General features: G+C 46.5%; 19 protein-coding genes. 9 read left to right on the forward strand and 10 right to left on the reverse strand.

All coding sequences use genetic code 11. The features are described from left to right. Nucleotides 1-12 precede the first annotated feature (12 nt). Genes ACMVP2_RS13125 through ACMVP2_RS13145 form a run of 5 tightly spaced genes read left to right on the forward strand, consistent with a single transcriptional unit; the run spans nt 13 to nt 6,144 of the window. Nucleotides 13-747, forward strand: coding sequence for a 3'-5' exonuclease (locus ACMVP2_RS13125; protein WP_416868013.1), 735 nt, complete (start codon nt 13-15; stop codon nt 745-747). Next, nucleotides 744-2,327 carry an ABC transporter ATP-binding protein gene (locus ACMVP2_RS13130; RefSeq protein ID WP_416868014.1) on the forward strand — a complete coding sequence of 528 codons (1,584 nt, stop codon included), beginning with the start codon at nt 744-746 and terminating at the stop codon, nt 2,325-2,327. The genes ACMVP2_RS13125 and ACMVP2_RS13130 overlap by 4 nt, the downstream gene beginning before the upstream one ends. A 12-nt stretch (nt 2,328-2,339) precedes the next feature. Beyond that, a complete protein-coding gene (gene rnr / locus ACMVP2_RS13135; protein WP_339788641.1) occupies nt 2,340-4,514 on the forward strand; it encodes a ribonuclease R in 2,175 nt (724 codons plus the stop codon). Further along, a complete protein-coding gene (locus ACMVP2_RS13140; RefSeq protein ID WP_339788643.1) occupies nt 4,511-5,488 on the forward strand; it encodes a polyprenyl synthetase family protein in 978 nt (325 codons plus the stop codon). Before rnr ends, ACMVP2_RS13140 begins: the two co-directional genes overlap by 4 nt. Before the next feature lie 35 nt (nt 5,489-5,523). Continuing rightward, nucleotides 5,524-6,144: a rhomboid family intramembrane serine protease gene (locus tag ACMVP2_RS13145; protein ID WP_151997595.1), complete on the forward strand. Its 621-nt coding sequence runs from the start codon at nt 5,524-5,526 to the stop codon at nt 6,142-6,144. Nucleotide 6,145: 1 nt separating this feature from the next. On the opposite strand, the gene ACMVP2_RS13150 is transcribed toward ACMVP2_RS13145, so the two are convergent. The 3 genes from ACMVP2_RS13150 to rplU form a co-directional block, all read right to left on the reverse strand. Continuing rightward, nucleotides 6,146-6,595: a hypothetical protein gene (locus ACMVP2_RS13150; RefSeq protein ID WP_339788647.1), complete on the reverse strand. Its 450-nt coding sequence runs from the start codon at nt 6,593-6,595 to the stop codon at nt 6,146-6,148. A 220-nt stretch (nt 6,596-6,815) separates the two neighbouring features. After that, complete coding sequence (rpmA, locus tag ACMVP2_RS13155) at nt 6,816-7,073, reverse strand: 50S ribosomal protein L27 (RefSeq protein ID WP_151997593.1); 258 nt, start codon at nt 7,071-7,073, stop codon at nt 6,816-6,818. A gap of 9 nt (nt 7,074-7,082) precedes the next feature. Further along, on the reverse strand, nt 7,083-7,391 hold the full coding sequence (gene rplU / locus ACMVP2_RS13160) for a 50S ribosomal protein L21 (protein WP_151997592.1): 309 nt from the start codon (nt 7,389-7,391) through the stop codon (nt 7,083-7,085). Between the two features lie 494 nt (nt 7,392-7,885). Between rplU and ACMVP2_RS13165 the strand changes: the two genes are divergently transcribed. After that, complete coding sequence (locus tag ACMVP2_RS13165; protein WP_317489347.1) at nt 7,886-8,872, forward strand: ribonucleoside-diphosphate reductase small subunit; 987 nt, start codon at nt 7,886-7,888, stop codon at nt 8,870-8,872. A 32-nt stretch (nt 8,873-8,904) separates the two neighbouring features. After that, on the forward strand, nt 8,905-11,283 hold the full coding sequence (locus tag ACMVP2_RS13170; RefSeq protein ID WP_339788654.1) for a ribonucleoside-diphosphate reductase subunit alpha: 2,379 nt from the start codon (nt 8,905-8,907) through the stop codon (nt 11,281-11,283). A gap of 85 nt (nt 11,284-11,368) precedes the next feature. Here the strand turns inward: ACMVP2_RS13170 and ACMVP2_RS13175 are convergent, their stop codons facing one another. The 7 genes from ACMVP2_RS13175 to ACMVP2_RS13205 form a co-directional block, all read right to left on the reverse strand. Continuing rightward, entirely contained in the window at nt 11,369-12,679 is a 1,311-nt protein-coding gene (locus tag ACMVP2_RS13175) for a pyridoxal phosphate-dependent aminotransferase (protein ID WP_339788657.1), read from the reverse strand. A gap of 140 nt (nt 12,680-12,819) precedes the next feature. Then, a complete protein-coding gene (gene acs / locus ACMVP2_RS13180; protein ID WP_339788660.1) occupies nt 12,820-14,718 on the reverse strand; it encodes an acetate--CoA ligase in 1,899 nt (632 codons plus the stop codon). A gap of 118 nt (nt 14,719-14,836) precedes the next feature. Beyond that, nucleotides 14,837-16,528, reverse strand: coding sequence for a sodium:solute symporter family protein (locus tag ACMVP2_RS13185; RefSeq protein WP_416868015.1), 1,692 nt, complete (start codon nt 16,526-16,528; stop codon nt 14,837-14,839). A gap of 22 nt (nt 16,529-16,550) precedes the next feature. After that, nucleotides 16,551-16,808, reverse strand: coding sequence for a DUF4212 domain-containing protein (locus ACMVP2_RS13190; RefSeq protein ID WP_317489352.1), 258 nt, complete (start codon nt 16,806-16,808; stop codon nt 16,551-16,553). A 147-nt stretch (nt 16,809-16,955) separates the two neighbouring features. Continuing rightward, entirely contained in the window at nt 16,956-17,816 is an 861-nt protein-coding gene (locus ACMVP2_RS13195) for a carboxypeptidase-like regulatory domain-containing protein (RefSeq protein ID WP_339791084.1), read from the reverse strand. An 85-nt stretch (nt 17,817-17,901) separates the two neighbouring features. Continuing rightward, on the reverse strand, nt 17,902-18,642 hold the full coding sequence (locus ACMVP2_RS13200; protein ID WP_339791085.1) for a ZIP family metal transporter: 741 nt from the start codon (nt 18,640-18,642) through the stop codon (nt 17,902-17,904). Nucleotides 18,643-18,785: 143 nt separating this feature from the next. Further along, nucleotides 18,786-19,847 carry an FAD:protein FMN transferase gene (locus ACMVP2_RS13205; RefSeq protein ID WP_339791086.1) on the reverse strand — a complete coding sequence of 354 codons (1,062 nt, stop codon included), beginning with the start codon at nt 19,845-19,847 and terminating at the stop codon, nt 18,786-18,788. A gap of 121 nt (nt 19,848-19,968) precedes the next feature. Between ACMVP2_RS13205 and ruvB the strand changes: the two genes are divergently transcribed. Together ruvB and queG are read left to right on the forward strand one after the other, a co-directional pair. Next, nucleotides 19,969-21,000, forward strand: a complete 1,032-nt coding sequence (ruvB, locus tag ACMVP2_RS13210) for a Holliday junction branch migration DNA helicase RuvB (protein ID WP_339791088.1) — start codon at nt 19,969-19,971, stop codon at nt 20,998-21,000. Nucleotides 21,001-21,014: 14 nt separating this feature from the next. Next, nucleotides 21,015-21,947, forward strand: a complete 933-nt coding sequence (queG, locus tag ACMVP2_RS13215) for a tRNA epoxyqueuosine(34) reductase QueG (protein ID WP_416868016.1) — start codon at nt 21,015-21,017, stop codon at nt 21,945-21,947. The last annotated feature ends 330 nt before the right edge of the window (nt 21,948-22,277 follow it).

A 22,277-nucleotide genomic window follows, 5' to 3' on the forward strand; every position in this document is an offset into this window, starting at 1 on the left:
AAATATTGTGGCATGGCAGAAGGCACTCCGAAGAAAATCCTTTTCATAGACATTGAAACCGTAGCGGGAACAGGAAAATTTGCTGAACTCGACCCAATTTGGCAAAAACTCTGGAGCAAAAAGGCTGTTAGTCTTTCAGGGGGAAATGAAGAAGTCGATGCCGCTGAAATGTATGAAAACCGGGCGGCGATTTACTCCGAGTTCGGAAAGGTAATCGTTATTGGGCTTGGGTACTTTGCTTTCAATGAAGATAAAAGTGTTGAGTTGAGGGTGACATCCCTCAGTGGTGACGATGAGCATCAGTTGCTTACAAGCTTCCAAAAACTAATGGAGCAAAAGTTCAATCAGGGCTATTTCCTTTGTGCTCACAACGGAAAGGAATTTGATTACCCCTATTTATGCAGAAGAATGACCATTCATGGCATATCGTTGCCCGACATTCTACGGCTCGAAGGCAAAAAACCCTGGGAAGTACCCCATCTCGACACGATGGAAATGTGGAAGTACGGAGACAGAAAGAGCTTTACCTCTTTGCAACTTCTCACCACAGTTTTGGGAATTCCGTCTCCAAAAGATGATATTGATGGAAGCATGGTAAATGAAGTTTACTATGGCACCGGAGACATTGACAGAATTGCCCGCTACTGCAAAAATGATGTGGTAGCAACTGCTCAGGTCTTCCTTAGGCTGCATCAACAACCGACTATTCCAAAGGATAAAATATTGTTTGTAGATTTTAACGAATGACTTCCGACCCACCTGTGCTGCTCAGTATTTCGGAACTCACCATCCGCTTTGGGCAGCAAAATTTACTTAATAATGTTTCGCTGTTGATAGAGCCCGGTGAGTCGTTGGGTATCCTGGGCGAAAGTGGTGCGGGAAAATCCTTGCTGGCACATTGCATGCTGCATTTGCTGGATGAAAGGCTTCACCGCTCTGGAAACATATATTGGAAAGGCAGGCCGCTGCAAGATCAAATTGGCGTGCTGAGGGGGCACTCCATTGCTTACATTCCGCAGTCGCCGCTGGAGGCGAGCTTTCCGGTCACCACTCTCCTCAGGCAATGGCAGGATCAGTGCCAGGCTTTGGGAATTAAGTTTCAACCTGAGGAGGCCTATGACCTGGTGCGAAGAGCCGGCATTGATGATCCCGCAAGGGTGCTGGGCAGTCTTCCTCATCAACTTTCCGGGGGGCAGCTACAGCGCATGCTGATAGCGATGGCCATGATTGCCCGGCCAAGCCTCATCATCGCCGATGAGCCGACAACAGCACTTGATACCGTGAATCAGGCGGCTATTTTGCGACTTCTCAAAGATTTTTCTAAAAAGGAAAAGGCGGCACTTGTATTTATTACCCACGACCTGTCAATTGTGGAACCCATGTGCGACAAGCTGATGGTGCTCAACAGTGGAAGAGTAGTTGAATATGGGGTGACCAAAGAAATAATGAACCAACCGAGGGAAACCTACACCAGCAGTTTAATTGAGGCGCATAAGCGGCTGGTGTCTCGAAAGGAAAGGCCCGAACGGCTTTCCGACAGGGACGCTCCGGTTTTGGCTGTAAAGAATCTGGACTTTGTCTACCAGCCAACTGGTTTTTTCTGGCGCAGAAATAAATCCGTCAAAGCCGTTCAGTCGGTGTCACTGGAGCTTTACCAGGGAGCGATAAGTGGGTTGGCAGGTATTTCCGGGTCGGGGAAAACAACACTAATGCGGACGCTGGCAGGTATGTACCCGAACCATTTCGATAAGTTGTACTATCAGGGCATGTCTGTTGACACCCTGACTGCCGATGAACTGGTGGCCTTCCGAAGAGCTGTTCAGGTGATTTATCAAAACCCTTCCAGCGCTTTCGACCCTCGCCAAAACATGGAACAAATACTCAATGAAGCCATCGCCGAAAACCAAAATGAAACTAAAACTACCGTAAAAGACTTATTAGACTGGGTGAGGCTGCCGAAGGGACTTTTGAAAAGCCATACCAGTCAGCTTTCTGGTGGCGAAAAACAACGCCTGGCTATTGCCAGGTCATTAGCGCTACAGCCCAGGATTTTGCTTTGCGACGAGCCTACCTCCTCGTTGGATCAATCCATACAGGCTGAAATTCTCGATCTTTTCCTTTACTTGAAAAAAGAGCGTAACTTGGGCGTTCTGCTGGTATCGCACAACCTTGCAGCTCTCCGCCACACGTGCGATTACCTGACAGTGATGGCAGACGGTGAAATAAAAGAATCGGGAGAGATTGAAAAAGTGTTGGCCAACCCAACATCAGACTACACCCAACAGTTAATTGATGCAGAACCTGCATTGACCCATAATTTTTTGTAAGAAAACTCCTACATGAGTAAAAAGAATAATAAGAAGAGAAAAAACAGCGGAGAATCACCAGGAAGAAAGACAATATCTGCAGGACAGATCAAAGAATCAGTTCTACATCTGTTCAGACAACAATCGGGCAAGCCCTGGTCTATCAGGCAAATGATACAAACGCTCGGTGTTCGTGATAAGAAATCTAAAAACCTTGTTTCTGAAGTTGCCTTTCGTCTGGAAGACGAAGGGATTATAAGCCGAAACAGAGACGGCCGGTTCGTTAGCCAGCAAATGCCATCGGCTTTGGTAGGCGTTGTCGACCATGTTAACTCACGGTTTGCCTACATTATTTGCGCCGAACTGGATGAAGATGTATACGTGAAAACGGACGATCTTGAGTTTGCTGTGGATGGTGACACGGTGAAATTCGAGCTTTCGGGCAAGTTCCACGGCAAGAAGCACCGAGAAGGCCGGGTAACGGAAATTGTCCAGCGTAAAAAGGACGAGTTTGTTGGAAAGCTTCAGCTATCCAAGAGGTTTGCCTTTGTCATTCCGGATAACAGAAAGATCCATAACGATATTTTTGTTTACCCCGAGCATATCAACAACGCAACGACCAATGATAAGGTCATTGTAAAAATTGACCGATGGCACGACAGAACCAATAAGAGCCCGGTAGGCAAAGTGGTGCGGGTATTGGGCAAGGCGGGTGAAAATGAGGCCGAGATTCACTCAATTATGGCTGAGTTTGACCTGCCGTTTACGTTCCCCGAGGAGGTGATTTCGGAGTCAGATAAAATTTCGGAGACTATTCCCGAGAAGGAAATAGCAGCCAGAAGGGACTTCAGAGGCGTTACCACATTCACCATCGACCCGGAGGACGCTAAGGATTTTGATGATGCGCTCTCTATCAAGTTTCTTGAAAATGGAAACTACGAAATTGGCGTGCACATTGCCGATGTAACCCATTATGTGAAGGAAGAGACTATTCTTGAAAAAGAAGCCTACTCCAGAGCCACTTCTGTTTATCTGGTGGATCGCACCGTGCCAATGCTCCCTGAGAAGCTCTCCAACGCACTTTGCTCGTTAAGACCGAACGAAGACAAGTTGACCTTCTCAGCAGTTTTTGAGATGGAGAGCAGCGGAAAAATTGTCAACGAGTGGTTTGGAAGAACAGTGATTCATTCAGACCGGCGCTTTAGTTACGAAGAAGCCCAGGCGGTCATAGAAGCTGGCGTTGGCGACTATTGCAACGAGCTGAAAGTTTTCAATGACCTGGCTAAGCTGCTTAAAAACAAGCGGTATAAAAGTGGGGCTATCAACTTTGAAACCATTGAAGTCAAATTCAAACTGGATGAACAAGGCAAGCCCCTGGGTATTGTGCCCAAAATTAGAAAAGATGCGCACAAGCTCATCGAGGAGTTTATGCTGCTGGCCAATAAGCGGGTAGCCGAATTCGTATTTGGGCAAAAAACTGAAAGTGGAAGAAAGACATTTGTGTATCGTACCCACGATTCACCAAACGAGGAGAAGCTTCATAACTTCACCCTGTTCGCCAAGAAGTTTGGGCATAAGATCGACCTGACGGATGAGAACCTTTCGTCAACACTCAACAAGCTGATTGACGAGATTGAAGGAAAGCCGGAGCAAAATGTGCTTACATCGCTGGCCATCAGAAGCATGGCAAAAGCAAAGTACACCACCGCTGCCAACGGCCACTTTGGCTTGGCATTTCCACACTATTCTCACTTCACCTCGCCCATCAGGCGTTACCCCGACATGATGGTGCACCGGCTGCTGGCCCACTACCTGAAAGGTGGTAAGTCGGTAGAACAAGACAAATATGAGCCCATGTGCGTGCACAGCTCCGACATGGAGAAAAGGGCAGCTGACGCTGAGAGGGCGTCCATTAAATACAAGCAGGTGGAGTTCATGTCAATGGCGGCCGACAAAGTATTTGATGGTATTGTAGCTGGCGTTACCGAGTGGGGCATTTATGTGGAAATCATCGAAACCAAGTGCGAGGGCATGGTGAGGCTGGCCGACCTGAACGACGATTATTACGAATTTGACGAACAAAATTACCGGATTATTGGTCGTAACAATAAGCGGATGATTACGCTGGGCGACGAGGTAAAAGTGAAGGTCACCAATACAGACATTGATCGCCGGACAATCGATTTGGAATTTGCTAACGAAAAATGACAGAGCTGCTGCGTCAGTACACAGAACTCCTCAACAAGGAACTGACCAAATTTGAATTTGGTAAACACCCCAAAGAACTATACGAGCCAATCAGGTACATCATGGATTTGGGTGGCAAGAGAATGCGGCCTATCCTGGCCCTTCTTGCTTACAAGCTTTTCAGAGACGATGTAGCATCAATCCTTCGTCCAGCTTTGGCCGTGGAGGTGTTCCATAACTTTACGCTGATGCACGATGACATTATGGATAATGCGCCGTTGCGGAGAGGTCAGGCCACTGTTCATGAAAAATGGAACAACAATGTAGCCATCCTTTCGGGTGACACTATGCTGGTGAAGGCTTATGACCTGCTGCTGGAGGTGCCGGGTGAAAAACTGCCAGGCATCATTCGCTCTTTTAATCAGTGTGCGGTTGAGGTGTGTGAGGGCCAGCAAATCGACATGAATTTTGAAAAGGTGGACGCCGTGACCGAGGCTGACTACATCGAAATGATTCGGCTCAAAACAGCCGTGCTGCTGGGCTTTAGCCTGGAGTTAGGTGCGGTACTAGGCAACGCCAGTGCCCATGACGCTCAACTTTTGAAAGGCTTTGGTGAAAACATTGGCATCGGGTTTCAATTGAAGGACGACTTGTTGGATGTATATGGCGATCAGGCGAAGTTCGGAAAACAGGTGGGCGGAGATATTATTGCCAATAAAAAAACGTTTTTGCTGATACAAGCCCTTCGGACGTCTACAGGAGATGACAAACGCCAGCTCGAAAATTGGCTGATGATGAAGGACTTTGATACGGACGAAAAGGTAGAAGCGGTCAAGGGAATATATGATCGAAATGGGATCAGGGAGCTGACTGATCAAAAAATGAATGATTACTTTCGTCTTGCATTGAAGCAGCTTTCCGACCTTTCTTTGCCGGACAGTAGAAAACAAACAATAAAGGATTTTGCTGACTACCTCATTGCCCGAGAGAACTAAAAATTGATGCTCCAAAATAGCTATTCACCTGAATTATGAGTCCCACACTGATTATCCTGATTGTTACAGTCGTTATTTCAATCATGGGGTTGAACAACCCAAATTTGCTTTACAAACTCACCATGAGTCCCTATGCCATTAGGGAGAAGAAAGAGTACTGGCGATTTCTGACGTCAGGCTTTGTCCACAACAGCTGGATGCACCTGGGCTTTAACATGTTCACCTTCTTTTTCTTTGGGCAGGCTGCAGAGCAGATTATTGGCTATTACTCGGGAGGAAGTAGCATTCAATTCATTGTGTTTTATCTGGTAGCAATCGGCTTGTCGGATGTGCCCAGCTACTTCAAGAACAGAAATAGCATTCACTATCAATCGCTGGGTGCTTCAGGAGGAGTGACTGCTGTAGTTTTTTGCAGCATTCTATTCAACCCCTTGAACAAAATCTACCTTTTTGGCTTGATTGGGTTGCCCGGCTTTATTTTGGGAGTTCTTTATCTGATCTACACGATCAATCAGTCACGGCAAATGAGCGATAATATTAATCATATGGCACACCTGACAGGCGCTATCGTTGGAATCATTTACAGTATTTTCATTCACCCGGGTGTGGTGGGTGACTTCTTTGAGAAAGTGGCGAGCTACAAATTATTCGGGTAAGCTAGTTGGTTCCGTTGGGGTCGGGGTCAAGCAGAGAATCAGCATTTTTGTTCTTGGTGCTGGCAGCAAATAAGAAGGCCAGGCCAACTACGGCAACCGCTGGCACTACCAGAAACAATACGTTTTGCCCGACACCACTGTTTTTTGTTTGCTTGCCAAAAATGCCTTTCTGACTAAGTTTTTCATGAAGGTTTTTATGCCCTCCCATTCTTTTCTTTTTCTCTTTGTGTCGCTTTTTATTTCGGTTTCCTGGGCCAAAAAGTCCCAAAGCTTCCTCTTCCAGGTTTTCAGCCATTTCAGTTTCCATCGCAAGTCCATTTTCCGACAACGGGCTTGTTTCAAAAGTCCTGGAGACTTGTGCGTGCATTTGGCTGGCAACACTGGCGGAAAGATGCAGTGGCATACAGAAAAGCAGAAGATAGGCGCACCCTACAAAAGAAAATTTGCGCATCGAGCTAAATGGTTTGGTGCAAATTAACGATAAAAACGGAACTGTTGTATAAGTTAGTCAATTTTAGCTTCTAAAAAATGTACAGTTTAATATTGGTAAAATTATGAATTGCAAATAGACGGCTACCGCTTGGCTGATGTTATGCCTGGAGTACATCTCTAAAATAACGAAAGCCCTGTCGATCACTCAACAGGGCTTCAATTTTAAATTTCTAGTCTGATTACTTCACGGGCTCAACAGATACAAACGATCTGTCTTTGTAGCCTTTCTTGAAGTTAACAGTGCCTTCCACTAGTGCAAACAGGGTGTGGTCTTTGCCCAAACCTACGTTTTCACCTGGGTGATGAGTAGTGCCTCTTTGGCGAACAAGAATATTTCCTGCTTTTGCCAACTGGCCACCAAATATTTTCACGCCTAGTCTTTTGCTATGCGATTCACGGCCGTTTCTGGAACTACCTGCGCCTTTCTTGTGTGCCATGGTCTTTTACTATTTAATGTTTTCAATTAAAACCTTTGTAAACTGCTGACGGTGACCGTTCTTCTTCTTGTAGCTCTTGCGACGCTTCTTTTTGAAGACAATCACTTTGTCACCTTTAACGTGTCCAAGGATTTTACCTGACACCTTCACTCCTTTTACGGTAGGAGTACCAACCGCTACTTTGCCGTCATTGTCGACAAGTAGTACATTTTCAAATTCGACGGAAGCGCCTTCTTCGCCAGCCATTTTAGGGGCATAAACGAATTGGTCTTTTGTTACTTTGAACTGCTTTCCGGCGATGTCTACGATAGCGTACATATCCGTTGTTCTTAAAACTTTTGTTGTAAAAAGGACTGCAAAGGTATAACTATAATATATATTTTACAAGGGTCTTGTCAAGAGATACGACCCATTGTTGACGCTAAAATAATTTAACTTTTTTTCGACTGCGAATACAGCGAAAATGAAATGAAGTAGAAGTTCCGATATAAAGTCATAAGCTTTTAGTTTTCAGTATGTTATGAATGTTTTTGCACTATTTTAATAACGTAAGTTTGTGTGCCAAACCACTTTTGATTTTTTCAACCGTTTTCACATATTTGTACTGCTTGTTTTTTGAGGGGGTTTCACTCTCATCAGGCCAATCCAGTCGGGCCTTTCGTTTTTAAATACATTATAGCACTATTCCAAGATATCACCTGCTCAGTATGGAATGGTGGCTCTAAGTCATTGTATTTAACGAGACCGGCATACAGAAGGAAGAAAGTAAGACCAGGAGAAATAAGATTTTGAATTAGTAACAAGTAGTTAATATGTCGACAAAAGCAATTGAGGAGCCAATACTGAAGGAAGACAATAGCAGGTTCGTTCTATTCCCCATCAAGCACCACGATATCTGGGAGTTCTATAAAAAAGCTGAAGCGAGTTTTTGGACAGCGGAAGAAATTGACCTTAGTCATGACCTGAAGGACTGGGCCAATATGAACGAGGGCGAGCAACATTTTATTAAACATGTGCTTGCCTTCTTTGCTGCCAGCGATGGTATAGTGAATGAGAACCTTGCTGAGAATTTTGTTTCGGAAGTGCAGTACACTGAAGCGAAGTTTTTCTACGGCTTTCAAATTGCGATTGAAAACATTCACTCCGAGACATACTCATTGTTGATTGACACCTACGTGAGAGATGCGAAAGAGAAAGACCTTCTTTTCAATGCTATCGACACGATGGATTGTGTCAAAAAGAAGGCAGATTGGGCACTTCGCTGGATAGACGAGGGATCGTTTCAGGAGCGACTTGTGGCCTTTGCTGCCGTTGAGGGTATTTTCTTTTCAGGCAGCTTCTGCTCAATCTTCTGGTTGAAGAAGCGTGGTTTGATGCCAGGGCTTAGCTTTTCAAATGAGCTGATCTCCAGAGACGAAGGACTGCACTGCGACTTTGCTTGTTTGCTTTACAACAACCACGTAGAAAACAAGCTGCCAGTTGAAACACTTCAGAAAATCATATCCGATGCTGTAGAAATCGAAAAAGAGTTTGTTACAGATGCACTTCCGGTGAAACTCATTGGTATGAACGCTGACCTCATGTGCCAGTATATTGAGTTTGTAGCCGACAGATTGCTGGATGAGCTTCATTGCCCTAAGTTGTATAACTCAACCAACCCGTTCGACTTCATGGAAATGATATCGCTTCAGGGAAAAACCAACTTTTTTGAGAAAAGAGTGGCTGAATACCAGAAAGCGGGCGTTATGAATAACAATGACAAGGACTCACACAAGTTCTCATTAGACGAAGAATTTTAATCACCACCACCAATACCTGATAAACCATAGATATGTTAGTAATTAAGAGAGATGGTCACAGAGAGTCAGTGAAATTTGACAAAATCACTGCCAGAATCGAGAAACTCTGCTACGCACTCAATGCAGATTATATTAGCCCTGTTGAAGTTGCCATGAAGGTAATTAACGGTCTGTATGATGGGGTGTCGACCCAGCAGCTAGACAACCTTGCAGCTGAAACAGCGGCGAGTATGGCAACCAAGCACCCGGACTACGCCATTCTGGCTGCCCGTATTGCTGTGAGCAACCTGCACAAGGTTACCAGCAAGTCGTTCTCCAACACAATGAAGAGACTCTACACTTACGTAGACCCTAAAACTGGCGAAAATGCTCCTTTGATCTCAAAGGAAGCATGGAAGGTGATAAAGGAGAACGCAGCTCATCTCGATTCTTCTATTATATATGACCGTGACTTCGGTTATGATTACTTCGGCTTCAAAACACTGGAGCGCTCCTACCTGATCAGGCTTGACGGACAAGTGGTGGAACGTCCGCAGCATATGCTGATGAGAGTGGCTGTAGGTATTCACATGGACGATATCGATTCTGTGATTGAAACCTATAATCTGCTGTCAGAAAAATGGTTTACTCATGCGACGCCTACATTGTTTAATGCAGGAACGCCCAAGCCGCAGCTTTCATCTTGTTTCCTTCTTCAAATGAAGGACGACAGCATCGATGGTATTTATGATACTTTGAAACAATGCGCCAAGATTTCTCAGTCTGCTGGTGGTATCGGACTGAGCATTCACAATGTCAGAGCAACGGGTTCTTATATCAGGGGAACCAACGGTGTTTCTAACGGCATCATTCCTATGCTTCGTAATTTTGACATGACAGCTCGTTATGTTGACCAGGGTGGTGGAAAGCGCAAGGGAAGTTTTGCTATTTACATCGAGCCATGGCACGCCGATATTTTCGATTTTCTTCAGCTGAAGAAAAACCACGGTAAAGAAGAGCTTCGTGCCCGTGACCTGTTTTATGCACTTTGGATTCCAGACCTTTTCATGAAAAGGGTAGAGTCGAACAGTGAGTGGTCTTTGTTGGATCCTAACGAGTGCCCGGGCCTTTCTGATTGTTGGGGAGAGGAGTTTGAGCGCCTCTACGAAAAATATGAGAAGGAAGGCAAAGGTCGTCGTTCGGTGAAGGCGCAGGAGCTTTGGTTCGAAATACTGGAAGCACAAATTGAGACTGGTGTTCCTTATATGCTTTTCAAAGATGCGGCCAACAGAAAGTCGAATCAGAAAAACCTTGGTACTATCAAGTCTTCTAACCTATGTACAGAGATCATCGAGTACACTGCACCGGATGAGGTGGCAGTTTGTAACCTTGCTTCTTTGTCGTTGCCTAAGTATGTGAATGAGGATGGCACGTTTGACCACCAGAAACTATATGAGATCACTAAAGTAGCCACCAAAAACCTTAACAAGGTGATTGATGTGAACTACTATCCGGTGCCTGAAGCCCGCAAGTCGAATATGCGTCACCGTCCTATAGGGCTAGGTGTGCAGGGGCTGGCCGATGCGTTTATTTTGATGCGTTATCCATTTGAGTCGCCCGAAGCTAAGCAGCTGAACAAGGAGATATTCGAGACCATTTACTTTGCTGCCATGGAAGCATCTATGGAAATAGCCAAAGTAGAGGGTGCTTATGAAACTTTCAAAGGCTCGCCTACCTCAAAAGGAATCTTCCAGTTCGATATGTGGGGTGTTACACCAGACAGCGGTCGTTGGGATTGGGAAAAGCTGAAGCAGGAAGTGAAGAAAAATGGTGTACGTAACTCTCTACTGGTTGCGCCAATGCCAACAGCTTCTACCTCGCAGATTCTTGGCAACAACGAATGTTTCGAACCATACACTTCCAACATCTACACCCGTCGGGTATTGTCAGGAGAGTTCATTGTGGTGAACAAGCATTTGTTGAAAGACCTGATTAAGCTGAACCTCTGGAGTGAGGACATGAAGAATCAGCTTATGGGGGCGAACGGCTCAATTCAAAACATTCCTGGAATTCCAGACGATATTAAAGAGCTATACAAAACCGTTTGGGAGATTTCTCAGAAAACTATTCTGGAAATGGCTGGAGATCGTGGCCCGTATATCTGCCAGAGCCAAAGCCTCAACATCCACATGCTGAACCCTAACTTTGGTAAACTTACTTCTATGCACTTCACAGCATGGAAGCTAGGGTTGAAGACTGGTATGTACTACCTGAGAACCAAGGCTGCCACTGATGCAATCAAATTCACGGTGGAAAAGCAAAAGAATAAAGTGCCTACTGCAGCAGAGCTAGAGGAGATGGATGCGAAGAACCAGGCCGACATGTCGTGCTCGCTCGACGATCCGGAGTCTTGCGAATCTTGCAGCGGATGATGAAATGATTATTAATTCTGCCTTTTAAATACACCCCTTCTCAGCAATGAGAAGGGGTTATTTTTGTGCCCTCTTTAAGGAGAAGTCAAGCTCCACAGAATTCCTCAATTCCTTCTTTGATTCTCTTAAAAATCTCGTCCCGGATCTCATCATTCTCTTCAAGCAAAGTCATGCGAAAGCCCATCAGGTCTGAGCAAAAAGAAGAGATAGGTACAAGGCAGACCTGCTTTGCCGCCAGCAGGTAGTAGACAAACCTTTTGTCCATTTCCATTGGCCCATTATTGCTTTCAAACCAGCTGTCCAGCAACTGTTTCACCTTGGCGTCTTTGATAGGCATCGACTGGCCTGGTTTCAAAGCGTTGGGTTTGAAAATCATCGTGTTATAGAAGGCGCCGTTGGTCTCGTTGAAGGTGATATAAGGATTGCCTTTAAAGGTTTTAGAAAGAAAGGCACTTCTTTCACCAATCCGTTTGTTGGTTGCCTTAATAAAATCCGGGTACCGGCTGTCAGACATGATTCTTGGAATAGCCCTTTGAGGAAGCTTGGTAGAGCTCACCTCTATCATTTTGGCATTGTCGATGGTCTGGCAAAGCCTGGCAAACTCAGCGTCCTTGTCACGGTTGTAATACTCAGCCCATCCGCATCGGGCACCCGGCCACGGAAACTCTTTGGAAATCCCTTTTAAGGACATGCCTGGCACATCGCCGATTACTTCTGCAAGAGAGCAGGTATCGGCATTGTTGTAGATGATGTTCATGTAGATTTCATCACATACAATGAAGAGGTTGAACTCTTTAGCAATGGCCACCATGCGTTCCAGAATCGGTTTTGGATACACCATTCCCGTTGGATTGTCGGGGTTGATGATCAGCATCCCGACAATGTTGGGGTTGTATTTTATTTTATTGTAGAGGTCATCCAAATCCGGATACCAGGAGTTTTCCGGATCCAGCTTGTAGGTCAGCGGGTGGTTGTTGGCATGCGATGCCTCAGCCGATGAGTGTGTAGAGTAGGCAGGTGATGGCCCTATGACCCTGGCAGAAGGAATCAGGTACTGATATATTTTAGCTATGGCGTCACCCAAACCGTTAAAAAAGGTGATGTCGTCGGCTGTGATTTGAGCACCGCCTTTTTTGTTGTTTCGATCTGCTAAAAACTCACGGGTGTGTAGCACTCCTTTCGAATGACTGTATCCGAATGTCTCATCTTCGAAGAGGAGTCCTGAAATGATTTCTTTCATCCAATCAGGAAGCCTGCGATTCTTCTGGATAGGGTCGCCGATATTTTCCCATAGGATATTGTAGCCAAGCTTTTCCAGCTGTTCCGCCTTTCTAACAATGCCTCTTATTTCATAGGAAAGTTCATTGGCCCCTTCACGTAGTAACTTCTGTCGCATATCAACAATAGGATGCTGGGACTTCTCCCAATAGGTGTCTGAAAAAAGTGCTTAAGTCGGGCTAATGAAAGCACAAAGAAAAAAGCTTAGATGCTTCTTTAAAAGAAGTCTAAGCTTTTTAAATCGTTGACAGAAAACGACTACTTCTTCGAACCAGCGATAATTTGCTCCACCACCTCTGGATTAAGTAGTGTGGAGATGTCTCCCAAATTAGAAACATCACCCTCTGCAGCTTTTCTAAGTATCCGTCTCATGATCTTTCCTGACCTTGTTTTTGGCAGGCCTGGCACAATCTGAATCTTGTCAGGCTTTGCAATCGGCCCAATGATCTTGCTGACAGTCTCACGAATTTCGTTGATCAGGTTCTCTTCCGTTCTGTTCGACATGTCGGCAATCACGAAAGCGTAGATGCCCTGGCCTTTTATGTCATGCGGATAGCCAACTACGGCTGACTCTACCACCAGAGGGTGTTCGTTGATAGCATTTTCCACCTCTGCTGTTCCCATTCTGTGTCCGGATACATTGATGACATCGTCTACCCTGCCCAGGATGCGGTAGTAGCCATCTTCGTCTCTTTTTACACCGTCGCCGGTAAAATAGAGCCCTGGATAAGTCCCAAAGTAGGTCTGTCTACATCTTTCGTGGTCGCCATAGGTGGTGCGCAACATGCCAGGCCACGGGAATTTAATACACAGGTTGCCTTGCACACTTTTTCCAGTCAACTCTTTGCCATCTGGGTCAACTATGATGGGCTGGATACCCGGCAGCGGTAGTGTGGCGTAAGATGGCTTAGTAGGTGTTACGCCGGGAATTGGCGAAATCATGATGCCGCCGGTTTCAGTTTGCCACCATGTATCGACAAGCGGGCATTGGTTTTTGCCCACATGGTCGTGGTACCAATGCCAGGCTTCTTCGTTGATGGGTTCGCCTACGGAACCTATTACTTTCAATGAATCAAGCTTGTAGGGAGCCAGCGGTTCCAATCCGTACGCCTGAAGCGCCCTGATGGCCGTTGGGGCGGTGTAGAACTGGTTCACCTGGTATTTGTCTATTATTTCCCAGAAGCGGCCCGGATGTGGATAGGTGGGCACGCCCTCGAACATCAGCGTGGTGGCTCCTGCCAAAAGCGGGCCGTATACTATATAGGAGTGTCCGGTGATCCAGCCAACGTCCGCTGTACACCAGTATATATCTCCAGCGCTGTACTGAAATACGTTTTGGAAGGTGTATTGTGAGTAGATCATGTAGCCACCGCAGGTATGCACCACGCCCTTGGGTTTGCCTGTGGATCCACTGGTGTAGAGAATGAATAGCAGATTCTCTGCATCCATTTCCTCTGCCTTGTTTTCCTTCGACATGCCCTCAATGGCCTCATGCCACCATAGGTCTCGGCCGGGCTTCATCGTGACATCAGAGCCAGTTCTTTTGAAAACGATGACCTTCTCAATGGTCGTCGTTTTCTCTATCGCCTCGTCTACCACACCTTTCACATCGATGGCTTTGTTGCCACGGAAGTTTCCATCGGAAGTAAGAATCATTTTGGCCTCACAATCATTTATTCGGTCGGCCAGCGAGGTAGAGCTGAAGCCTGCAAAAACCACTGAATGCACGGCACCGATTCTTGCGCATGCCATCATGGCAACAGCTGCCTCAGGCACCATAGGCATGTAAATAATAACCCTGTCGCCCTTTTTTACACCATTCTTTTTCATGGTGTTGGCAAACTGGCAGGTCATCTCGTACAACTCCCGAAGGGTAATGACTCTGTTTTTTTCTTTTGGGTCGCTGGGCTCCCATATAATGGCAGGGTGGTCACCCAGTGTGAAAAGATGTCTTTCGAAAATGTTTTCAGTAATGTTGAGCTTACCATTGCGGAACCATTTGATAGTGGGTTTGTGAAAGTCCCACTCCACTACTTTGTCCCATTTCTTCCGCCAATAAAAGTTTTCAGCAATTCTTGACCAGAAAGCTTCCGGCTCATTCACACTCTTTTGGTACTCGTGAATATACCCGCTGAGGGTTTGTATTTTATCCGTCATCTCAATTCCCTTTTTGTATGGTATGTGTTACAAAAACCTACCGGTTCAAGTTACCCAAAAGTAAAAACGTTCACAACCGCAATGCCTCAAATGGATGAGTAAATTGTTGGCGCACACATTAGCTGTGTGTAGCACCTCCGGCGCCTCTCGGGTAACGGATGCTTTCTACCATTTCCTGCACATCCTCTGGCGGTGCCGGGGTGAATCTTGAGACTATTAGCGAAACAGCAAAGTTGACGAACATACCTGCCGTGCCGAATCCTTCCGGCGAAATACCAAACCACCAGTCAGATGAGGTGGTAGGCCCGCCTATCCAGCCCAGCTTGTATCGCATCATGTAAAACAGGGTGATGCCCAGGCCTGCGATCATGCCGGCGATAGCTCCCTCTTTGTTCATTCTTTTGTAGAAAATGCCCATGATAATGGCCGGGAAAAAGGATGCGGCTGCCAGGCCAAAAGCCAGGGCGACAACTGCTGCCACAAAGCCAGGGGGATTGATGCCGAAATAGCCAGCGACTATCACAGCCAGCAATGCCGCACCTCTGGCAAACCAAAGTTGGTTCTTGTCGGTAAGACCGGGAGCAATTTGTTTTTTGATGAGGTCGTGAGCGATAGACGTGGAGATCACGAGCAGCAAGCCTGCTGCGGTTGACAAAGCAGCTGCAAGCCCGCCTGCTGCTACAAGGGCAATTACCCAATTAGGGAGCCGGGCGATTTCAGGATTGGCGAGCACCATGATGTCCGGGTCTATGGTCAGTTCGTTGGTGTTGGCATCAGCTCCATAGGTAACGATGCCGTCATTGTTTTTGTCATCAAACTTGATGAGCCCGGTCGTTTCCCAATTGGAAAACCACTCAGGCAAACTGTTGTACTCTTTGTTGTGGACGGTGGAGATGAAGTTAGTTCTTGCAAAGGCCGCTATGGCTGGTGCAGTAGTGTAGAGAATAGCTATAAAGATAAGTGCATAGCCAGCCGAAATTCTGGCGTCTTTTACTCTTGGAACGGTGAAGAATCTTACGATCACATGGGGAAGCCCAGCTGTACCGACCATGAGAGCGGCCGTTATAAATGTCAGGTCAATCATGGTTTTTTTGCCTGTGGTGTAGGCAGCAAAGCCCAATTCCTGATGCAGGCCATCTAGTTTGTCCAGAAGGTAGGTGCCATCAGCAAGCTCGCTGCCGAAGCCCAGCTGAGGAATCGGGTTGCCTGTCATAATCAGGGAAATGAAAATAGCGGGCACCATGTAGGCAAAAATCAGTACACAATACTGAGCGACCTGGGTGTAGGTAATGCCTTTCATTCCGCCGAGTACGGCATATATCAACACGATGCACATGCCTATGACAACACCGGTATTGATATCCACTTCCAGAAAACGAGCGAAGACGATGCCCACGCCTCTCATTTGGCCTGCTACGTAGGTAAATGAAACGAAAAGGGCGCAGATGACGGCGACGGTTCTGGCAAGGTTGGAGTAGTACCTGTCGCCAATAAAGTCAGGGACAGTAAACTTGCCAAACTTCCTTAGGTAAGGCGCAAGCAAGAGTGCAAGCAGCACGTAACCACCTGTCCAGCCCATTAAATAAACGGTGCCATCATAGCCCATGAACGAAACCAGTCCGGCCATTGAAATGAAGGAGGCAGCCGACATCCAGTCGGCGGCAGTGGCCATGCCATTGGCGAGCGGCGAAACACCCCCTCCGGCCACGTAGAATTCTTTGGTGCTGCCGGCCCTCGACCAAATAGCGATGCCGATGTAAATAGCGAAAGTGAAGCCTACGATAATGTAGGTCCAGGTTTGTACGTCCATTTTTTAAGTAGGTTTAAGCAGGTTATTTTTCGTCAACGTCGTACTTCTTGTCCAGCTTGTTCATCCAGCGAACGTATAAAAAGATGAGTACGACGAATATGTAGATGGAGCCTTGTTGGGCAAACCAGAAACCGAGTTTGAAGCCACCCAATCTAACAGTGTTAAGGGTGTCCACAAAGAAAATCCCGAAGCCAAACGACGCTAGAAACCAGATGATGAGAAGTATAGAAAGGTAGCGAAGGTTTCTCTGCCAGTATTGTTTGTGCCATTTGTCTTCCATCAGCGAACTTGTTTAGAGTGTTGAGCTTAAGTTGAGTGTATTATTGGACACTCGAAACAGTAAGGTACTAAAACAAGTGAAATAATGTAATGGAGATGGGTATTAGTGGGCGTTTTTGTTGGGATGCGGGGAATTGGATCTTAGGTTTTACTCCTCATTCCCTTTGTCCATCAGCAGCTTCCTCAGCTCAATGGTGCTCACGATGTCTTCATCGGAGCCCCGATTGCGCTTGATTTGATCAATGTACTGCTTCTCTTTTTCCTTCAGCGCAGTAACTAACTCATACTCGTTGGCATATTCTACAAAGGCTGTGTCGGGCGACCAGAACTTGATAAAGTCGTCAACCTCGGTGGTCAGCAATGAGGTGTTGGTAGTTACATACCTGGGGCTTAGACGATTCTTCACAAAGTATTCGTAACGGGCCACCTGGTATTCTTGCTTCCTTATTTTGTCCAGCTTCTTCAGCTGCTGATACTCGCTATTGAATTGGGCTGCCAATAAAGTCAACGCACCACTAAAGCCCACTGTCACACCAGCGCCTCCCGGGCCCATGCTTAAGCCAGGCTTATAGTAGCCAGGCTCCAGCTCTTTTTCTTTGAACTTGTCATACGGAATCCGCTCGTGGTCATAGAATCCTTCCATGGGCATTTTCCCATAAATGGTGATGCCTTGCAGCTCCACAGGGTCCTGCGACATATAAATAGTGTGCTCTATTTTTCTGCTGGCGGGAATGTCAGTAAAAAGGAAAAAGCGTGTGGCATACCCAATGGACGATATAACGAGCGTATCGCCTCTTTGAAGCTGAATAGTGAATTTGCCCTTTTCATCCGAAACCCTGAACCTTTTATAGTCCATCGAATAGGCATGCGCATAGGGAACAGGCACTGTATCATTTTTGTCCAGCAGTGTACCCTCTACAACAAAAGTGTCGTTGAAGATGCCCTGCCCCAAGACAAACGAACTGCCTGCCAGGAAGAAAATGACCAGTATGAGGTGCTTTTTAATCAACCTTTTCTTTAATGAGCCTCAAAGATAATTAAAGTCTTGGGCATTGATGCTTATTCAAGACCAGTGATTTGAACGATTGGTTGTATCACATGAGCGCTTCTGATATCATGGCAACGATGCCTCCTATGATGATGGTCAAATTTTTCTTCCATCCATGATGATGTTTGGGGCTGCTTTCAAAGAAGATGGTGGTGGAGATATGAAGAAAGTTGCCACTCACAATTGCAAATAGAGCCACCGACCCAGACTCGGAAAGTAGAAGCTGATCTTTCAGAATATTGCTGACGATCAGGCCCAATGGGGATGCAATGGCAAACAACACAAGTAGCAATATGGCCTTTTTGCTTTTACCCATGAAGTAGCCCAGAACCGACATAAGGGCAAAGGCAGCAGGTATCTTGTGCAAAAGAATGCCAACCAGCAAGGTCCACGACTCATGCTGTCCATGAATAACTCCAGGGTGGGCCAAAACTGTTCCTTCCAAAAAGGCATGCACGCAAAGAGCGACCGTGATAGAATAGGGTGCTAACCCGGATTGGTTTTCTGGCGAATGATCGTGACTATGGCCATGCTCAACCCCAGTGGTGAAAAACTCCAGAAAGTGTTGCATGAGAAAGCCCGCCAGTACCAGCATGCCGATATGTTTTCCATCGGTAGACGACTGCATGATTTCAGGCAGAATGTGTATGATGGTGATGGAAAAGAGGTACGAACCTGCGAAAACCAATGCAAGCTTATAGCTGGCGCCTGCAGGTTTTGAAAAGTACTGGGAGGCAAGCCCGCCGGCCAGTGTTAAAACAAACAGAGAGATAATGCTAATAACCATTGTGAGCGAGTAAGCTAAAAATGAAGGACTTATGGGTTTCCGTTAGACACATTTGCCGGCAAAAATTCTGTCAGGTATCGTTACTAAATACCGAAAGTACGCAAAAGGTTCAATGCCCTAAAAATTTCCTTTACAGGTAGCTGCTAGTGAGGCATTGAGTCGCTGGTTTCAGGAAACAGCAGAAAGCGTACATTTGGCTTAATGCCGGAAGTCACGATAGTTTGTATTTCGCCGCCGTCTCCGCTATAGATAAGTATAGCGTCCAGGTCTTTGTGGGCTTCAAAAAGTGTGGCTGCCTTTTCCACTCCCATTACCATACAGGCGGTTGCCAGAGCGTCTGCTGTCATACAATCACTGGCAAAGACCGATGCACTTAGCAGGGAGTGCTGAACAGGTCTGCCGCTCACCGGGTCAATAGTGTGGGCATATTTTTTTCCGTCCACTTCATAGAAGTTTCGGTAGTTGCCAGAAGTGGCCATCGCTCTGTTGTCAAGGCTCACCGTAGCAGCAATGTTTTCATTGGTAATATCCAGTTTCGGGTTGTCCACGCCAATGAGCCAGGCTTCGCCGTTTTCATTTTTGCCACGGCAGGTCACTTCGCCCCCAATTTCTACCATATAATCGCTGACGGACTTAGAAGCCAGAAAATTTCCGACAAGGTCGACCGCATAGCCTTTGGCCACAGCACTGAAATCGAGGTACATGCCCGAAACCTCCTTGACGGCATAAGCAGAAGTGAATCGTATCATGTCAAACCCGACAAAGTTGAGCAGGGAATCCACTTTTGCCGTGTCGGCGGAAGGTTGCTTGTTCGGGCCAAAACCCCAGGCATTGACCAGAGGGCCAACCGTTGGGTCAAAAGCTCCACCTGTCATTTCATATACCGATTTGCTGGCTTCCAGCACGGGAAACATCAGCGGAGATTCAAATGCCAGCGAGTCGGCTTTGTTGAATCTTGAGATCTCTGAATCTGGCACGTAGGTGGAAAGAGATTGATTGAATGCCCGCAGCAATGAGTCTACCTGGTTTTGGTACGACACCCCGTCAGCAGAAATATATTTCACATGGTAGGGTATTGGGCCCATGGTTGTTCCCTGAAGCATTATTACCTGTGTTGGTGAGCTGTTTCTCCTCACAAACACAACGATAAAAAGGGCGATGACAAATAGTAGAGGCAGAATTCGCTTCCTGACAAAAGGATCCATTGACAATCAGTTTTTTAGGCTCGCAAGTTACAGTTAAAATTTTTGATTGACTGAACAAAGGGCAGTGAACTATCCACTTAAGAATGCGATTCGTTAACTTAGCGCAAATCCTCAATTGAGTATGAGAGAAGACTACCTCCGCAGCGACGACGAACAAATGAGCTCCACCGAAAAGGAGATAGAAAAGGCATTGCGCCCTTTGAATTTTGGCGATTTTACAGGGCAGGAAAAGGTGGTTGAGAACATCAAAATATTTGTCAGTGCCGCCAAGCAGCGTAACGAGCCTTTGGATCATGTCTTGCTTCATGGCCCTCCAGGCCTGGGAAAGACCACCCTTTCGCACATCATTGCCAACGAGCTCCAGTCCAATATAAAAATCACCTCCGGCCCGGTGCTTGATAAACCTGGCGATCTGGCAGGTCTGCTGACCAATCTGGAACCTTACGACGTACTTTTCATAGATGAGATTCACCGGCTCAACCCAGTGGTAGAGGAATACCTTTATTCGGCCATGGAGGATTATCGGATTGACATCATGCTTGATTCAGGCCCTAACGCCCGGAGTGTGCAAATTACCCTCAGCCCTTTTACGCTGATTGGCGCCACTACCCGATCCGGCCTGCTCACCTCGCCACTGAGGGCCCGCTTTGGTATCAACGCAAGGCTCGAATACTACGACGCCAAGCTTTTGACACAGATTGTAAAGCGATCATCTGACATCTTGAACACACCGCTCGAAGAGGACGCCGCCTACGAAATTGCCCGCCGAAGCCGTGGTACACCCCGGATTTCCAATAACCTGCTCCGCCGGACGAGGGACTTTGCCCAGATAAAGGGGACAGGAACGATCACTATGCCAATTGCGGAAATGGCGTTGAGGGCACTCGATGTTGACCAGAACGGACTGGACGAGATGGACAACAGGATACTTTCCACTATCATTCATAAATTTAGCGGTGGCCCCGTTGGGCTCAGCACTATTGCTACCGCTTGCGGCGAAGAGGCCGAAACCATCGAGGAAGTGTACGAGCCTTTTCTGATCCAGGAAGGGTATATCAAAAGAACGGCGAGGGGACGAGAGGCCACGCCTATGGCTTATAAGCATTTAAAAGTACCCCTTCCCGGAAGATCAGGTACCCTGTTCGATGAATAAAAGCGGCGTTTAATATGCCCACTCACACAGTTTCAAAAAACACCCAGATAATTAAAGCCATAGCCAGCGAGCTGGGTTTTTCCTTTTGTGGCATAGCAAAGGCTGAATTTCTCTCCGAGGAAGCCCCCAGACTGGAGGAATGGCTGAAGAGAGGCTACCAGGGGAAAATGGGTTACCTGGAGAATCATTTTGATATGCGGCTGGATCCAACAAAGCTTGTTCCAGGCGCCAAAAGTGTGGTGTCACTGGTCTACAATTATTACCCGAAGGCCAAGCATGAAAGCGGGAACAATTTCAAAATTGCCAAATATGCTTACGGGCAGGATTATCACTTTGTGGTAAAGGAAAAGCTCAAGACATTCTTTTCAACCATACAAAAGCAGATTGGCGAAGTAGAAGGCAGGGTGTTTGTGGACTCAGCCCCTGTGCACGAACGTGCCTGGGCTGCCAAAAGTGGGCTTGGCTGGGTTGGCAAAAACAGCCTGCTGCTGAATAAGCAAATGGGCAGCTTTTTCTTTTTGGCGGAGCTCATCATAGACCTGGAGCTCGAAGCTGATGGCCCCATGAAGGACTATTGTGGTACCTGCACCGCCTGCCAGGATGCCTGCCCTACTGGTGCCATCCCTGAGCCTTTCGTTGTTGACGGCAGCAAATGCATTTCCTACCTAACCATTGAGCTGAAGGAGAGCATTCCAGCGGAGTTTAAGGAAAAAATGGAAAACTGGGTTTTTGGATGCGATATCTGCCAGGACGTTTGCCCATGGAATCGGTTTTCGAAGCCCCATCATGAAGATGCCTTTGACCCACAGGGCTGGGAGAGTTTTTCACGGGGTGAATGGGAGGAAATGACAGAGGAAACGTTTGGCAGGGTATTCAAGAAGTCGGCCGTGAAGAGAACTAAGTTTGCAGGCCTGAAGAGAAATATACAATTTGCGGGAAAAAAGTAAGGGACAATTTCTTGTCCCTTCGGTGGTTAATGTTATAATTTGACTTTGCTGAATTGTTTGTTAAGGATTAACTGATACATCTTTCCAAATTGCTCGTAGCACCAATCCCGGAAAACGAGTAGCTCATCCGGTACCAACGCCTTAATAGCTTTTTTCAATTCCTTTTCGAAAAGAAATTTGTCAAAGCTAACTTTACTTAAGATTGTTTTAAAGTACTCTAACATGGGCATTCTTGTTCTTAACATAACATACAGTCGTTTTCAATCGTTTAGACTTTACGTCGGTTTTAAGTACGTCGAACTTAAAAAAATGTTGGGTAATTGGCAAAGA

It is taken from the genome of Imperialibacter sp. (assembly GCF_048007035.1).
Taxonomy (GTDB): domain Bacteria; phylum Bacteroidota; class Bacteroidia; order Cytophagales; family Cyclobacteriaceae; genus Imperialibacter.

Coding starts and splice junctions, on each gene's coding strand:
- ACMVP2_RS13125 (WP_416868013.1), top strand. CDS start 13: ATGGCAGAAGGCACTCCGAAGAAAATCCTTTTCATAGACATTGAAACC.
- ACMVP2_RS13130 (WP_416868014.1), top strand. CDS start 744: ATGACTTCCGACCCACCTGTGCTGCTCAGTATTTCGGAACTCACCATC.
- rnr (WP_339788641.1), top strand. CDS start 2,340: ATGAGTAAAAAGAATAATAAGAAGAGAAAAAACAGCGGAGAATCACCA.
- ACMVP2_RS13140 (WP_339788643.1), top strand. CDS start 4,511: ATGACAGAGCTGCTGCGTCAGTACACAGAACTCCTCAACAAGGAACTG.
- ACMVP2_RS13145 (WP_151997595.1), top strand. CDS start 5,524: ATGAGTCCCACACTGATTATCCTGATTGTTACAGTCGTTATTTCAATC.
- ACMVP2_RS13150 (WP_339788647.1), bottom strand. CDS start 6,595: ATGCGCAAATTTTCTTTTGTAGGGTGCGCCTATCTTCTGCTTTTCTGT.
- rpmA (WP_151997593.1), bottom strand. CDS start 7,073: ATGGCACACAAGAAAGGCGCAGGTAGTTCCAGAAACGGCCGTGAATCG.
- rplU (WP_151997592.1), bottom strand. CDS start 7,391: ATGTACGCTATCGTAGACATCGCCGGAAAGCAGTTCAAAGTAACAAAA.
- ACMVP2_RS13165 (WP_317489347.1), top strand. CDS start 7,886: ATGTCGACAAAAGCAATTGAGGAGCCAATACTGAAGGAAGACAATAGC.
- ACMVP2_RS13170 (WP_339788654.1), top strand. CDS start 8,905: ATGTTAGTAATTAAGAGAGATGGTCACAGAGAGTCAGTGAAATTTGAC.
- ACMVP2_RS13175 (WP_339788657.1), bottom strand. CDS start 12,679: ATGCGACAGAAGTTACTACGTGAAGGGGCCAATGAACTTTCCTATGAA.
- acs (WP_339788660.1), bottom strand. CDS start 14,718: ATGACGGATAAAATACAAACCCTCAGCGGGTATATTCACGAGTACCAA.
- ACMVP2_RS13185 (WP_416868015.1), bottom strand. CDS start 16,528: ATGGACGTACAAACCTGGACCTACATTATCGTAGGCTTCACTTTCGCT.
- ACMVP2_RS13190 (WP_317489352.1), bottom strand. CDS start 16,808: ATGGAAGACAAATGGCACAAACAATACTGGCAGAGAAACCTTCGCTAC.
- ACMVP2_RS13200 (WP_339791085.1), bottom strand. CDS start 18,642: ATGGTTATTAGCATTATCTCTCTGTTTGTTTTAACACTGGCCGGCGGG.
- ACMVP2_RS13205 (WP_339791086.1), bottom strand. CDS start 19,847: ATGGATCCTTTTGTCAGGAAGCGAATTCTGCCTCTACTATTTGTCATC.
- ruvB (WP_339791088.1), top strand. CDS start 19,969: ATGAGAGAAGACTACCTCCGCAGCGACGACGAACAAATGAGCTCCACC.
- queG (WP_416868016.1), top strand. CDS start 21,015: ATGCCCACTCACACAGTTTCAAAAAACACCCAGATAATTAAAGCCATA.